Source organism: Agrobacterium sp. 6Ca8, assembly GCF_055382765.1.
The window spans coordinates 749,719-764,208 of record NZ_AP026434.1; the positions used below are offsets into that span (position 1 = coordinate 749,719).

At 60.0% G+C, this 14,490-nt stretch carries 13 protein-coding genes; 1 reads left to right on the plus strand and 12 read right to left on the minus strand.

All coding sequences use genetic code 11. The features are described from left to right. Positions 1 to 53: 53 nt before the first annotated feature. From ACZ5A6_RS17615 to ytfQ, 5 genes are all read right to left on the minus strand, one after another. Positions 54 to 788, minus strand: a complete 735-nt coding sequence (locus tag ACZ5A6_RS17615; RefSeq protein WP_013761497.1) for a FadR/GntR family transcriptional regulator — start codon at positions 786 to 788, stop codon at positions 54 to 56. Between the two features lie 17 nt (positions 789 to 805). Continuing rightward, complete coding sequence (yjfF, locus tag ACZ5A6_RS17620; protein WP_174060482.1) at positions 806 to 1,786, minus strand: galactofuranose ABC transporter, permease protein YjfF; 981 nt, start codon at positions 1,784 to 1,786, stop codon at positions 806 to 808. Beyond that, a complete protein-coding gene (locus ACZ5A6_RS17625) occupies positions 1,783 to 2,826 on the minus strand; it encodes an ABC transporter permease (RefSeq protein ID WP_003510702.1) in 1,044 nt (347 codons plus the stop codon). The genes yjfF and ACZ5A6_RS17625 overlap by 4 nt, the downstream gene beginning before the upstream one ends. Continuing rightward, positions 2,826 to 4,349, minus strand: a complete 1,524-nt coding sequence (locus ACZ5A6_RS17630) for a sugar ABC transporter ATP-binding protein (protein WP_464111201.1) — start codon at positions 4,347 to 4,349, stop codon at positions 2,826 to 2,828. The genes ACZ5A6_RS17625 and ACZ5A6_RS17630 overlap by 1 nt, the downstream gene beginning before the upstream one ends. A gap of 77 nt (positions 4,350 to 4,426) precedes the next feature. Next, entirely contained in the window at positions 4,427 to 5,386 is a 960-nt protein-coding gene (gene ytfQ, locus ACZ5A6_RS17635; protein ID WP_003510698.1) for a galactofuranose ABC transporter, galactofuranose-binding protein YtfQ, read from the minus strand. 520 nt (positions 5,387 to 5,906) lie between these two features. Here ytfQ and ACZ5A6_RS17640 point away from each other — a divergent pair. Then, positions 5,907 to 7,718, plus strand: a complete 1,812-nt coding sequence (locus ACZ5A6_RS17640; protein ID WP_003510695.1) for an IlvD/Edd family dehydratase — start codon at positions 5,907 to 5,909, stop codon at positions 7,716 to 7,718. Positions 7,719 to 7,988: 270 nt separating this feature from the next. On the opposite strand, the gene ACZ5A6_RS17645 is transcribed toward ACZ5A6_RS17640, so the two are convergent. The 7 genes from ACZ5A6_RS17645 to ACZ5A6_RS17675 all read right to left on the minus strand — a co-directional run bounded on the left by ACZ5A6_RS17645 (position 7,989) and on the right by ACZ5A6_RS17675 (position 14,482). Beyond that, the gene (locus ACZ5A6_RS17645; protein ID WP_013761494.1) at positions 7,989 to 8,183 is read right to left on the minus strand and encodes a hypothetical protein; all 195 of its coding nucleotides are present in this window, start codon (positions 8,181 to 8,183) and stop codon (positions 7,989 to 7,991) included. Positions 8,184 to 8,341: 158 nt separating this feature from the next. Next, on the minus strand, positions 8,342 to 9,460 hold the full coding sequence (locus ACZ5A6_RS17650; RefSeq protein WP_112192332.1) for a pyridoxal-phosphate-dependent aminotransferase family protein: 1,119 nt from the start codon (positions 9,458 to 9,460) through the stop codon (positions 8,342 to 8,344). 3 nt (positions 9,461 to 9,463) lie between these two features. Beyond that, positions 9,464 to 10,249 (minus strand): ABC transporter ATP-binding protein, encoded by a 786-nt coding sequence (locus ACZ5A6_RS17655; protein WP_174060484.1) that lies wholly within the window; start codon positions 10,247 to 10,249, stop codon positions 9,464 to 9,466. After that, positions 10,246 to 11,049 carry an ATP-binding cassette domain-containing protein gene (locus tag ACZ5A6_RS17660; protein WP_112682654.1) on the minus strand — a complete coding sequence of 268 codons (804 nt, stop codon included), beginning with the start codon at positions 11,047 to 11,049 and terminating at the stop codon, positions 10,246 to 10,248. The genes ACZ5A6_RS17655 and ACZ5A6_RS17660 overlap by 4 nt, the downstream gene beginning before the upstream one ends. Further along, the gene (locus ACZ5A6_RS17665) at positions 11,046 to 11,876 is read right to left on the minus strand and encodes an ABC transporter permease (RefSeq protein WP_065661656.1); all 831 of its coding nucleotides are present in this window, start codon (positions 11,874 to 11,876) and stop codon (positions 11,046 to 11,048) included. Before ACZ5A6_RS17665 ends, ACZ5A6_RS17660 begins: the two co-directional genes overlap by 4 nt. Beyond that, a complete protein-coding gene (locus ACZ5A6_RS17670) occupies positions 11,873 to 12,862 on the minus strand; it encodes an ABC transporter permease (protein WP_464111202.1) in 990 nt (329 codons plus the stop codon). Before ACZ5A6_RS17670 ends, ACZ5A6_RS17665 begins: the two co-directional genes overlap by 4 nt. A gap of 9 nt (positions 12,863 to 12,871) precedes the next feature. Further along, the gene (locus ACZ5A6_RS17675) at positions 12,872 to 14,482 is read right to left on the minus strand and encodes an ABC transporter substrate-binding protein (RefSeq protein WP_464111203.1); all 1,611 of its coding nucleotides are present in this window, start codon (positions 14,480 to 14,482) and stop codon (positions 12,872 to 12,874) included. Positions 14,483 to 14,490: the final 8 nt, after the last annotated feature.

The window sequence follows — 14,490 nt, forward strand, 5'->3', positions numbered from 1 at the left end:
ATGCCGGCATCAGGCCCGGGGTGACAGAAGTGATGTCGATAGGCTTTTCGCCTTCAAGGCGTCTTGATTGCCTTTCGCGTCCGGTCCTTGCCGACCTCGATTACATGGCGCATGGCTTTCACGGCGGCGTCCGCATCACGGGCGGCGATGGCGTGCACGATCCGCAGATGGTTTGCGGCGATCTCGGCGATGGTTCCGGGCGACGAGGCCGGGGATGAAAGCTGGAATGAGATCGCAAGGGCGGCTTCGATCAGCCCGCTTGCCGAACGCATGAAGGGATTGCCGGACATATGCGCCACGGCGAGGTGGAATTCGAGATCGACCTTGGCGATGGTTTCCGGCGTATGCTGCGGATTGTCGAACTTGGCGGCAATCACATAAAGGGAAACTATATCGTCATTCGATGCCTGAAGCGCGGCAGCTGCCGCTGCCGCCGGTTCGAGCGCGAGGCGGATTTCCGCCAGATGTGTCACGAATTCCTGGTCTATTCCGGCTTCGCAGCGCCAGCCCAGCACATCCGGGTCAAAGAAGTTCCAGCTCGAACGGTCGAGAACGCGGGTGCCGACCTTTGCCTTGGGTTCGACCAGCCGCTTGGCCGCCAGCGTCTTCATCGTCTCGCGCAATACGGTGCGCGAGACCCCGAAACGGAGAGACAGTTCGGCATCGTTAGGCAGCAGGGATCCTTCCGCAATCCTGCCCGAGACGATGGCGCTGCCGAGTTCGGAGACCACATGCGCGTGGCTGTTCCGGCGTTTTCGCCCGCTTATCGTCGTTTCGAGCAGCCCCAATAAAGCCTCCGTGTTGGTTATGCCGGATGTGGTCCGGCCAGTCTCCTGTTTGAATACCAGATGATTGCGCGCTGCAACACGATGAAGACAAAAAGCAGCACGCCAATAACGATTTTGGTCCACCAGGATGACAGGGTTCCGTCAAAAACGATGTAGGTCTGGATCAACCCCTGGATCAGCAGTCCGACGAAGGTTCCCGCCACCAGCCCCATTCCACCCGTCAGAAGTGTTCCGCCAATGACAACAGCTGCAATAGCGTCCAGCTCCACGCCCACGGTCGCCAAGGAATAACCCGACGAGGTGTAGAGCGTGTAGACGATGCCGGCGAGGCCGGACAGGAACCCGGAAAGTGCGTAGATGCCGATTGTCGTTGTACCGATCGGCACACCCATCAGTTCGGCCGATTGCGGGTTACCGCCAAGTGCGTAGACATTGGCGCCGAAGCGGGTGCGGCTGGCAATCAGCATGCCGGCGGCAAAGACGAGAAGCATGACAATAGCAAGTGCTGTCAGCCTGCCGCCGCCGTGAAAGCGGAAATAAAATCCCTGTATCGCATCGATGAAGGGATGCGAGATCGGCACGGATTGCGTCGAGATCAGATAGGCCGCGCCACGCGCCAGGAACATACCCGCCAACGTCACCACGAATGGCGGGATCGACAGGAAGCGTATCATCGCCCCCATCAAGCAGCCGAACAGCGTTGAGATCACGAGCACGATGGCGAAGGCCAGCAGCGGGTGAATATTATAGGTGCCGACCATGACAGCCACGAAAACGCTGGTGAAGGCGATGACGGAGCCGATGGACAGATCGATGCCACCCGACAGGATCACGAAAGTCATGCCAACGGCAGCGATGCCGAGAAAGGCATTGTCGGTCAATAGATTGCCGATCACCCGTGTCGACAGGATCGCCGGATATTGCAGCACGCACAGAAGATAGGCGATGAGGAAGATCGTCAGTGTGGTGAGAAACGGAAGATTGCGGCTGTGGATCATCGCGCGGTACCTTCCTTGGTCATTCCGTTGGCCGTGGCCGGTTTTGCGTGTGGCTTTGGCGTTTTGACAAAGCCCAGAACCGCCATGATTGCCGGCGACTGCAGCGTCAGTACCACCATGATGATGCCAGCCTTGATGATGAGGTTGAATTCCGGCGGGAAACCGGAGACCAGAATGCCGGTATTGATGGTCTGGATGATGAGCGCGCCGATCAGCGATGCGGTGATGGAGAAGCGGCCGCCATTCAGCGATGTACCACCGATCACCACCGCCAATATGGCGTCCAGTTCCAGCCACAGCCCGGCATTGTTGGCATCCGCGCCGCGAATGTCGGCGGTCACGATCATGCCGGCAATGGCCGCGCAGAGACCGGAAACGGCGTAGACGAAAAACAGCAGGAAGCGTGCCCGCACACCGGCAAGTGCCGCCGCGCGGCGATTGATGCCGGTTGCCTCAATCAGAAAGCCGAGCGCGCTCTTGCGCACCAGAAGGCCGATTACCAGCGCCGCCGCCAACCAGATGATGACGGGCAGGGGAATGCCTGCGAAGGAGCCGGAGCCGATGGCCGAAAAGCTGTCGTCGTTGAAGGTGAGAATGACACCTTCGGTGATGAGCTGGGCGATGCCGCGCCCCGCCACCATCAGGATCAGCGTGGCGATGATCGGCTGGATGTCGAGGAGGGCGACCAGCACCCCGTTCCACAGGCCGCAGGCAATGCCGACAGCAAGCGAGATGGCGATGACGGTTGGGATGGAATGGCCGTTGCTGATGAGTGTTGCCGCCACCGCGCCACAAATGGCGATAACAGCTCCGATCGACAGATCGATGCCCTTGGTAGCGATCACCAGCGTCATGCCAATGGTCAGGAGCGCCACGGGTGCGGCACGCACGAGAATATCCATCAGACTGCCGTAAAGCCTGCCGTTCTGGAACGAAACATGCAGGAAGCCCGGCGAAACGATTGTAATCGCTGCCAGAATGACGAAGAGAGCGATCAATTGGGGAGCAAGCCTTTTCAGGCGCCTTGTCACAGCCACCATCATGCCGCCTCCGTTCTGGCCGCATCCGCAATTGCCCGCATGATGTTGTCGGCCGTCACCTCGCCGCCCTTCAATTCGCTGACATGCCGGCGGTCGGACAGCACGACGACCCGGTGGGCAACGGCGGTCAGTTCTTCCAGTTCGGACGAGATGACGACGAGCGACATGCCCTCGGTGCAGAGTTTTTCGATCATTTTGAGGATTTCCGCATGGGCGCCGATATCGATACCACGGGTCGGCTCATCGAGGATCAGAAGCCGGGGATGGGTTGCAAGCCAGCGCGCCAGAATGGCTTTCTGCTGGTTGCCGCCGGACAGGAATTTTATCGGCCGGTCAGGATCGGCCGGGCGGATGTCCAGCGATTTGATGAAGCTTTCGGCCAGTTCCACCTTCTGCCGGCGCGAAAGCGGTCGCGCCCACCCCTGGCGGGCCTGGAGAGCCAGAGCAATATTGTCGGTCACGGAAAAGTCGCCGATGATACCGTCAGTCTTGCGCTCCTCCGGGCAGAAACCGAACCCGGCCGTGATTGCGGCTTCAGGCGAAGAAAGAGCGATGGTCTTTCCGTCTATCGTGGCCTTGCCGGTATCGGGCTTGTCGATGCCGAACAGCAGGAAAGCCGTTTCCGTTCGTCCCGACCCCAAAAGACCGGCGATGCCGACGATCTCTCCCGGACGAATGCCGAGGTCGAAGGGGGCGATGCTGCCGCGTTTGCCGTATCCCTCGAAACGGATCGGCGGTTCGCCCTCGGCAACCGTGTCGTCAGTGGCCTGATGCTCGTGGGTGATGTGCTGAAGCTCGCGACCAAGCATCATCGCAATGAGTTCGGACCTCGGCAGGTTGCCGATGTCGCGCGTGCCAACGAGGCGGCCGTTGCGCAAAACCGTGACACGGTCTGCGATATCGTAGACCTGGTTTAGGAAGTGGGTGATGATGACGATGCCGATACCCCGCGCGCGCAAGTTCCGCAGCACACCGAACAGCATCTCGACCTCATGGGCATCGAGGCTGGCGGTCGGCTCGTCCAGCACCAGCACCTTGCCGGAAAGATCGACGGCGCGGGCAATGGCGATGATCTGGCGGATAGCCACGGAATAGCTGGAAAGCAGGGCGTTGACGTCGATCGAAAGGCCGTATTGGGACAGCAGCGCTTGCGATTGTCTCTGCATCGAGGCTCTGTCAATGAGCCCGAAGCGATGCGGTTGGCGGCCGAGAAAGAGGTTTTCGGCAACAGTCAGATTTTCGAGAAGGTTTACTTCCTGATAGACGGTGCCGATACCGAGGGCCTGCGCTTCGCCGACATTGGTGGGCGATATCTCGCTACCTTCCAGAAAGATGGAGCCGCTGTCGCGGTGGTAAACGCCGGTCAGTATCTTGATGAGTGTTGATTTCCCCGCGCCGTTTTCGCCGAGAAGCGCGTGAATTTCACCGCGCCCGAGCGAAAAATCGACGCCGTCCAGCGCCGTTATCCCGAGAAAGGATTTACCGATGGCGCGTGCTTCCAGAAGTGGTGCCGTTTCGGACATTGCGCAGGCCCTGCATGAAAGAAGCTGTGACGGAGCGGCACGCATGACATGCCGCTCCTTCCGAAGATGAGGGTCTATTAGTAACCCAGACCCTTCTTCGCCTCGTAGACCTTCATTGGGTCGTCGGACGCCGTGTAGAGCTTGGATTCGGTCTGAATCCACTTCGCCGGTGCCTTTTTGTCTTTCAGATAGGCTTCGAGAGCGTCGAAGGCAGGACCGGCCATGTCAGGTGTCAGTTCCACCGTCGCATTCGCTTCACCGGCGGCCATGGCCTTGAAGATGTCAGGTACGGCATCGATGGACACGACCTTTATGTCGGATCCCGGCTTCAGGCCGGCTTCCTTGATCGCCTGGATCGCGCCGACGGCCATGTCGTCATTGTGAGCGTACACGGCACAGATATCCTTGCCGCCGCCTTCGGCCTTGATGAAGCTTTCCATCACTTCCTTGCCCTTGGTACGGGTGAAGTCACCCGTCTGCGAGCGCACGATCTTGATGTTCTTGTGCGAAGCGATGGCTTCTTCGAAGCCCTTCTTACGGTTGATGGCGGGCGAAGAGCCGGTCGTGCCCTGCAATTCGACAACCTTGCAGTCCTTCGCGCCGACATCCTTGACGAGCCAGTCGCCGGCAACCTTGCCTTCGTGAACCTGATCCGAGGTGACCGCGGTCAGGTAGAGATCATCCGGCGCTTCGATCTGGCGATCGAGCAAGATGACAGGGATTTTTTCTTCCTTTGCTTCCTTCAGCACGGCGTCCCAGCCGGTTGCGACGACAGGTGCGATCAGGATCGCATCGACGCCCTGCGCGATGAAGCCGCGAACGGCCTTGATCTGGTTTTCCTGCTTCTGCTGTGCGTCGGCGAATTTCAGCGTAACGCCGCGCTTTTCGGCCTGCTGCTTGGTAACAGTGGTTTCAGCGGCGCGCCATCCGGATTCGGAGCCGATCTGCGAGAAGCCTACGGTCAGCGATTGTGCGGAAACACTGGATGCAAGGCATGCGGAAACGGCGACAGTGATTGCCGCAAGAGCTTTTCTCATCTTATCCTCCCAGAAATGATGTCAGCGTGACAACGTCACTATGAGCATATAGTAATACTCTTGAAAAGGGGTTTTTTAGCGGATTTCCAATTCACGTCATGCCGATTTCGTGGAGGTGCAGCGTTAAACAATTATAAATCAATGACTTATTGTGTGTATTCTAATTTCTGCGCCGCGCAAAACTCGCCCGCAATATAGTCTGATCCGGCTTGACAGGCCGCGCCGCTATCTAATAGTAATACAAATAAGCAAGTCAGGTCGTGACGGAATGTGGGGCCTCGGGTCAGTTACAATCCGGCAAGGCAGGGAGGGAAGAGGCCATTGCGCAACGTCGGTATGGTCGTAAACACCGAAAAATATTCGGCTAAAGCTGAAGAACGGCTCCAGGTCACTCGTCTGGCGCTCGTCTGTCGGTTATGCGTGCTTCCGAGAAGCTGATTCCATTTTCCTTGCGCACAACATAAGCTTGTCGCATTTCGTAATATTTTACCGTTGGCCACTTCCGGCTGGAGACCGCATCATGACCAAATCCGACAATCTGCCCGCAACCCAAGGCAAGCTTCGTTCGCGCGCGTGGTTCGATAACCCCGCAAACGCTGATATGACCGCGCTTTATCTCGAGCGTTACATGAACTTCGGTCTCAGCCAGGCCGAGCTTCAGTCCGATCGCCCTATCATCGGCATCGCGCAGACCGGCTCGGACCTTTCGCCCTGCAATCGCCACCATCTGGAGCTGGCGCATCGCCTGCGCGAAGGCATTCGTGAAGCGGGCGGCATTGCCATTGAATTTCCGGTGCATCCGATCCAGGAAACCGGCAAGCGCCCGACGGCGGGTCTCGATCGCAACCTCGCCTATCTCGGCCTCGTGGAAGTGCTTTACGGCTATCCGCTCGACGGCGTTGTTCTGACCATCGGCTGCGACAAGACCACGCCTGCCTGTCTTATGGCGGCGGCCACCGTCAACATTCCGGCCATCGCCCTTTCCGTCGGCCCCATGCTGAACGGCTGGTTCCGTGGCGAGCGCACCGGTTCCGGCACCATCGTCTGGAAAGCGCGTGAACTGCTGGCCAAGGGCGAGATCGATTATCAGGGCTTCGTCAAGCTCGTCGCTTCTTCCGCACCTTCCACCGGCTATTGCAACACCATGGGCACGGCGACGACGATGAACTCGCTTGCCGAAGCACTCGGCATGCAGCTGCCCGGCTCGGCCGCTATTCCGGCGCCTTACCGCGACCGTCAGGAAATCTCCTATCTCACCGGCCTTCGCATCGTCGAAATGGTCAAGGAAGACCTTAAGCCTTCCGACATCATGACCAAGGATGCCTTCATCAACGCCATCCGCGTCAACTCGGCCATCGGTGGCTCCACCAACGCGCCGATCCATCTGAACGGCCTTGCACGCCATGTCGGCGTTGAACTGACGGTCGATGACTGGCAGACCTACGGTGAAGACGTGCCGCTGCTCGTCAACCTGCAGCCGGCCGGTGAATATCTCGGCGAGGATTATTACCATGCCGGCGGCGTTCCGGCTGTCGTCAACCAGCTGATGACCCAGGGGCTCATCATGGAAGACGCCATGACCGTGAATGGCAAAACCATCGGCGACAATTGCCGTGGTGCCATCATCGAAGACGAAAAGGTCATCCGTCCCTATGACCAGCCGCTCAAGGAGCGCGCCGGTTTCCGTGTTCTGCGCGGCAACCTGTTCTCCTCTGCCATCATGAAGACGAGCGTGATCTCGGAAGAATTCCGCAAGCGTTATCTCTCGAACCCGAACGACCCGGAAGCCTTCGAAGGCCGTGCCGTGGTGTTCGACGGTCCGGAAGATTACCATCACCGCATCGACGATCCGTCGCTGAAGATCGACGCCAACACCGTTCTCTTCATGCGCGGTGCCGGTCCGATCGGTTATCCGGGTGCGGCGGAAGTGGTGAACATGCGTGCGCCGGACTATCTCTTGAAGGAAGGCGTCAATTCGCTGCCCTGCATCGGTGACGGCCGCCAGTCCGGCACGTCTGGCAGCCCGTCCATCCTCAACGCTTCTCCGGAAGCAGCGGCAGGCGGTGGTCTGGCGATCTTGCAGACGGGTGACCGCGTTCGTATCGATGTGGGTCGTGGCAAGGCCGACATCCTTATTTCCGGCGAGGAACTGGCCAAGCGTTACGAAACGCTCTCCGCCGAGGGCGGCTTCAAGTACCCCGATCACCAGACGCCATGGCAGGAAATCCAGCGCGGCATCGTCAGCCAGATGGAAACCGGCGCGGTTCTTGAACCGGCCGTGAAGTATCAGCGCATTGCCCAGACCAAGGGTCTGCCGCGCGACAACCACTAAGGCAGGGCCGTTTACGGCTCTTTGATGGAAAGGGCTTTGCCCTTTCCATCGTCATGCCCGGACTTTGTCCAGAGCATCTGCAAATATTTGATTTTTCGAGATTTTGTAAATCCTTGGGTCAAGCCCGAGGATGACGTCGCATATGTTTAAAGTGTACTGCACGGATCGACTGTTTCACCGTGTTTGAGGCTACGCTGAACACATTTCGGCTCAAGGCCGCAGGACGGGAAAACGACGTTTCGACCGCCCCGTCAGCCTGCGCTTAAAAAATTAAATCACAGGATAAAGCGACCAGAAGAACAGTTCGTATTCCTGATCACGGTCGTCATCGTTGGACTGGTCGTCCGGTCTGCGTGGCGTCCTGTCCTGCAAATCCTTCTCGACCCGCTCGTTTATGGCGGGCGTTCTTCGGCCGATGCCAAAGAGGTCAAAGGAGAGCATGTTGAACCCTGCTACCATGGCCATTTCCCTTCTTCACGCGAGTTAACAGTGCGTTAAGTTTCGCGCGTTGCCATGATTTCGTCAAGATTGGCCAAGGAATTTGTCTACCATTTTTAACAACAATGGCGTGACTGACGTTCCGCCAGCACCCGATTTCGCGCAACGAACGTTTATCGGCGCTGTCAGAGACCCTTCGAGGAGGTGCCGGAATAGCTTTTTTCGGCCGCTTCCAGCGCGGAATCGGTATCTGCGGCATGGCCGAGGCTTCTCAGGGCGCTTGAAACAGCGGTTATATTGGCTTGCACCGAATCCGGATTGGCGCGCCGGCCGGTGTGATTGAGCCTTATCAGCCGTTCCGCACCGGGACCGACACCGCCCGAGACATCCGCACCTTGCTCCCTGGACGCAGCCGCCAGAAATGCGCCGGCATCCACCGTGTCCGGCAAGATCGCTGTCGAAACCAGAGCAGACGCGGCAGTCTCCTCCACCCACGTCGACATGCCAAGGGCCTTGATGCCGTTACGAGTGGCTGTCGCCGCTCGTTCGTGGCGTTCATTGGCGGATGCCAGACCCTCTGCCTCTATCCGGTCGAGTGCCGCCTCCAGCGCATAGAATTCCAGCGGCGCAGGTGTTCCCGGGAGCGCGCCGCGGCCGGTATCGAGCCAGAGTTTCTTCTGGTCGAGAAGTGAAAGCATGGAGTTCTCAGGTGCATTGCCATGTGAAAGAAGTTTCCAGGCACTTTCGCTGACGGAGATGGCGGATAAGCCCGCCGGGCCTGCCAGCGCCTTTTGCGGGCCGATGACCGCAATATCTATGCCGAGCTGGTCAACCTCGAAGGCATGGCCGCCGATGGAAGCGACGGCATCGACGACCGTGACGATGCCTCTGTCTTTGGCGAGCGCGGCAATGGCGGGCAGGGGGTTGAGAATGCCGCTTGCGGATTCCGCGTGCACGATAGCGAGAAGATCAAAACCTGGCCCTTCGTCCAGCGCTCTCTCGACCTCGTGAAGTGATATAGGCTTTGCCGGAGCGGTGGTCAGGTTGCGAACCGTTGCGCCGCCACGCTCCAGCCAGCCCCCAAACCACGCGCCATAGGGACTAGTGACGATATTGAGCGCTCTCAGACCAGGCCGCGCGAGGCTGGTGGCCGCAGCTTCAAGCGCAAGCACTGCTTCCGCCTGTACCAGAAGCACATCGTTCTTCGTGCCCATCAGCGTCGCCAGCCGGTCTGCGAGAGCGGCGTAACGGTCTGCTGGAAAGGCGGGCGGGTCGAGCAGCAATGCGTAATCCGGGGCGGGCATGTGTTATCCTTGCGTGGTGGTGGTCAGGCGTGGCGCAGCCTCGATCAGGGTTCTGGCAGTCGAGGATTGCGGCGTGGAAACGATGTTTGCTGTCCTGCCGATCTCGACGATCCGACCCGCCTCCATGATGGCAACGCGGTGGCAGACGGCGCGGATGACCGCGAGGTCGTGGGAAACGAAAATACAGGCGACGGCCGTCTCTCGCTGTATTTCGACCAGCAGTTCGAGAATTTGCCTGCGTACGGAGACATCGAGCGCTGAAACGGCCTCGTCCAGAATGAGAAGGGATGGTCTGAGTGCGATGGCTCTGGCAATTGCCACGCGCTGCCGCTGGCCGCCGGAAAGCTCGAACACCGAGCGGTCAGTATAGCTGGCGGGCAGCCCGACTCGCTCGAGAAGGCGGCGGATTTCTGCCGGGCGTTCGCGTCGTTCGACGATGCGATGAATACGCAGCGGTTCGCCTATGGCATCCTCGACGCTGGCGCGCGGGTTGAACGCGCCATGCGTATCCTGAAACACCATCTGCATATGCCGCCGCGCCGCGCGCAGTTCGCCGCCATCAAGCGCCAGCCAGTCGCGATTTTCAAAACGGACCGTGCCTTCGTCGGCCGGGATCAGTCTCATCAGGATGCGTGCCAGTGTCGATTTTCCGCAGCCGGAGGGGCCGGCAAGCCCAAGCGTCTCGCCGGGCTGAAGCGAAAAGGATATATCGGACAATGCTTCCACCGTGCGTGCGCCGGTCCGGTAGGTTTTTGAGAGGTTCTCTACGCTCAGAAGGGCTTCGTTCATGATGCGGCCTCATTGATCAGAGGCGGTGTCGAAAGGTCGAGATAGTCGGAGAGCAGTGCGCGCGTATAGTCGTGCGCAGGCGCGGATAACACCCGCCTGGTGGTGCCGTGCTCCACCAGCCGTCCGGCATGCAGAACGGCGATCTCGTCGGCAAGGCCGGACGCAAGACCAATATCATGGGTGATGAAGACCAGCGTTCTTTCTTCTTCACGCACCAGCCCATCCAGCAGTGCGGCGATGGCGGCCTGGCTTACCGTGTCGAGCGCGCTCGTCGCCTCGTCGGCGATCAGGATTGCGGGGTGCGCGGCAATGGCGGCTGCAATCGCCACACGCTGTCTTTGCCCGCCGGAAAGCTGGTGCGGATAGGCGCCGAGGAGATGGGTGGGATGCGGCAACCGCACCCGTTCCAGAAGATCGCGGGCAAGATCTCGTGCCTGCTTCCATGAAAGGCCCAGATGCCGCATAGCGCCTTCCGCCACCTGTTCACCGATGGTGAGAACCGGGTTCAGCGTCGCACCGGTATCCTGAAAAATATAGCCGATATCGCGACCCGGCTGCGGCCTGTCTGTGAAAAGACCGCTGTCGCGGCTCCAGGAAATATCGCCGGAAACCCGTGCGCTCACAGGCAGGAGCCCGGCAATTGCCTTGGCGAGCGTCGATTTGCCCGAACCGCTTTCGCCGATGATCGCCAACCTTTGTCCCTGCCGGATCGTCAGCGAAATATCCTGCAGCGCCGGTCCGTCGCCGGCCGCATAGCGGACGCTGAGATCGTCGATCCTGCAGAGTGCATTGCCGCTCATGGCGTTTCTTTCCTCGTCGCCATCGCTTTGTTGATTCCCTCCGCGAGAAGATAGACGCCGAGAACCGTGACCAGAAGACCGATGCCGGGGATGACGGAGAGAAACGCCGCCGAGCGCAGGACGTTGCGTCCTTCCGCGATCATCGAACCCCAGGTGACGATATTCGGATCGCCGAGGCCGAGGAAGGACAATGCCGCCTCGGTTAAGATAGCGGCGGCGACGATGATGGCGGCGAGCGCCAGAACCGGCGGCAGCGCATTGGGAAGTATTTGCCGAAACGCGATCTCCAGCGGATACATGCCGATGGCGCGGGCGGACTGCACGTAATCCCGCTCGCGGATACTCAACACCTGCGCCCGCATCAACCGCGCTGGATCTGCCCAGGCGCCAAGCGCAATCGCAAGGATGACGATGGGCATGGATGGGCCGATGGTGCTGACGAAGGCGAGCGCCAGAAGAAAATTCGGCACGATCTGGAAGGCGTCGGTAACACGCATCAGCGCCTCATCTACGAGGCCACCGGCAAATCCGGCAATTGTGCCGACGACGGTGCCGATCATGAGGGCGGCAGCGGCAGCGCCGATGCCGACGAGCAGGGATGCCTGCGCACCGTGGGCAAGTCCCGCCAGTACATCGCGGCCCAACCGGTCGGTGCCGAGGGGGAAGGCGGCGTGGGAGAAGGGCGCGATGAGCGGCTCACCGACGATCGACAGCGGGTCACCGGGAAACAGAAGGGGAGCGGCGAGCGCCGTCACTGCTAGCAGTGTCAGGATGATGGCGCCTGCTGCACCTTCGAAACTGCGCAGGAGCCGGAGAGTGAAACTCATGTCTGTTGCTCCCCGCTGCCGATGCGCGGATCGAACACGGCATAGAGAATATCAACGACGAGATTGATCAGGATAACGAAAACGGCGCTTGTCAGAATAATGCCCATCAAGAGCGGTGTGTCGCGGCCGCTGACGGCTTCCTGCGCAAGCCGGCCAAAACCGGGAATCGCAAAAACGCTCTCGATTACCACGCTGCCGCCGAGCATGGTTGCCGCTTGCAGGCCAAGCACGGTGACGAGGGGCAGTGCGGCGTTGCGTGCGACATGGCGCAGCACGATCCGCCGTCTCGAAAGCCCCTTGGCCTTGGCGAAGAGCACGAAATCCAGCGGCCAGACCGCCGCCATGGAAGTACGCATGACACGCAGGAAAAGCGCCAGATAGATCAGCCCGAGACTGGCGACCGGCAGGACAAGATGGCGGGCAATATCGAGCGCCCTTGCAAATCCCTGTTTTCCGGATGCGATGGTTTCGATGCCGGATGTTGGCAGCCACCTCAGTTGCACGGCAAAGACGATGGCAAGCACAAGGCCGAGCCAGAAGCCCGGTGTCGCGTAAAGCGCCAGCGACAGGGCCGATAGTACCCGGTCTGTCAACCCGCCTGGACGGGCGCCCGCCAGGATGCCGAGCGCGGTGCCGGTGATGAAAGCAAGCGCGGTTGCACTGCCCATCAGGAGCAGCGTGTTCGGCAGCCGTTCGAGGATTAGCCCCAGCACCGGTCGGTCAAACGCAAGCGACCAGCCGAAATCAAGTCGCAGCACCGAGCTGGCGTAAAGCCAGAAGCGGGCCAACACCGAACCGTTCAGACCATATTGCTCGCGCAGGGCATCCCGCAGTCCGGCGTCGCCGCCGCCGATGGAGACGAGATAGGCGTCAACCGCGTCACCGGATGCGTTTTCAAGCAGCACGAAGGTAAAGACCAGAACGATCAGCAGCACTGGAATGGCGCTGATCACCCTTCGCCGTAGCAATGTCGCCGCGCGCCTCACGGCGCTTCCTCAGGTGCCGACCACCGTATCCGCCCAGTTGGAAACGGCCCAGCGTGGATTGCTGGCGACGTGTTTGACAGTATCGCGCGCAACCGTGATGAAACCCCATTCTGCGACATTGATCAGCGGCAGATCGGCGGCGACCTGCTTCTGGAAATCCTTGTAGAGTACCGTGCGGGCTGCCGTATCCACGGTTTCCGCCGCCTTGTCGATCAGTGCATCGAGCGCCTTGTTCTCATAGCCGCCCTGATTGGAGAAGCCGACGCCGGCTGGAATGCCGGAGCGAACGAGAATGGTGGTGGAGATCGCCGGATCGCCACGGAAGACCGGGGGCGCGATGGCGAGATCGAAGGCATGGTCGGTATAGACGGCCTTCTGGTGCGCGGCGGCATCATTGTTGACCAGCTCGGCATCGATGCCGATTTCCTGTAGCGCCTGGCGAAGATAGGAACCGAATTGCTTGGTTTCATTGAAGTAGGGCGCAGGCAGAAGCTTCAGTGAAAACCGCGTTCCGTTCGCTCCGCGTGCATACCCCGCCTCGTCCAGCAGGGCGTTCGCCTTGGCGACGTCGAAATCGTATGTCTCGACGTCTCCCGTGTAAAACTGGGGTGCATTTTTCGGTACGGGGCCGGTCGATGCAGTGGCGTAACCGAGGAAGACCTTGTCGATGACGAATTTCTTGTCGATGGCGTGGGCGATCGCCTTCCTGACCTTGAGGTCGGCCAGCTCCTTGCGGCGGTGGTTGATTTCCACGACGAGCTGATAGGTGAGGGCTTCGTAACCCTCCGGGATGACCTTGATGCCCGGCTCCTTCGCGATGCGGGCAAGATCGGCAAGCGGCACGGCGGAAAAGGCCGCGAGGTGGATTTCTTCGGCTTCAAGCGCAGAAGCGGCGCCCGCCCGGTCGGGCAGAACGCGATAGATGATCTCATCGAGTTGCGGCTGGTTCTTGCCCCAGTAATTGGGATTGCGGGTCAGGCGGTAATATTCGCCGGGCTTATTTTCCGCAAAAACGAAAGGTCCGGTGCCGACTGGTTTCGTATTGGCCGGATTGGTGGCGATATCGCTGCCTTCATAAAGGTGTTTCGGCACGACGCTGGTGACAACCGGCAAAGCGTTGCGGATGAGCTGGAAGGGTGTCGGCTTGGAGAAGCGGAAAATGGCCGTGTGGTCATCAGGCGTATCCACTTTTTCAAGATTGGCAAAGACCAGCCGCCCAAGGTTTTGCAGCGGCTTCCAAACCGAAAGTGCGGAAAAGGCCACATCTGCGGAGGTGAAGGGTTTGCCGTCATGCCAGGTCACGCCTTCGCGCAGCTTGAACGTGGCACTCAAACCGTCCTCCGATCCATGCCATTCCGTCGCAAGCCTTGGTTCCAGCCCGTCCCTGCCATTGAAGGAGGCTTCCGCCAGCGGCTCAACGATCTTGCTCGAGATATAGAACACGCCGTTGGAGGCAACGATGGCCGGGTTGAGGTTCTTCGGCTCCGAATCGGCCGCAACGATCAACCGCCCACCGGGCTTTGACTGCTGCGCGGCGGCAATGCCCGCAAGTCCGGTGGTTGCGGCAAGAAGGAGCGAGGTCTTGAGAAGCGAGCGGCGGGACAGGTGGACAGGCGACATGAGGTTCA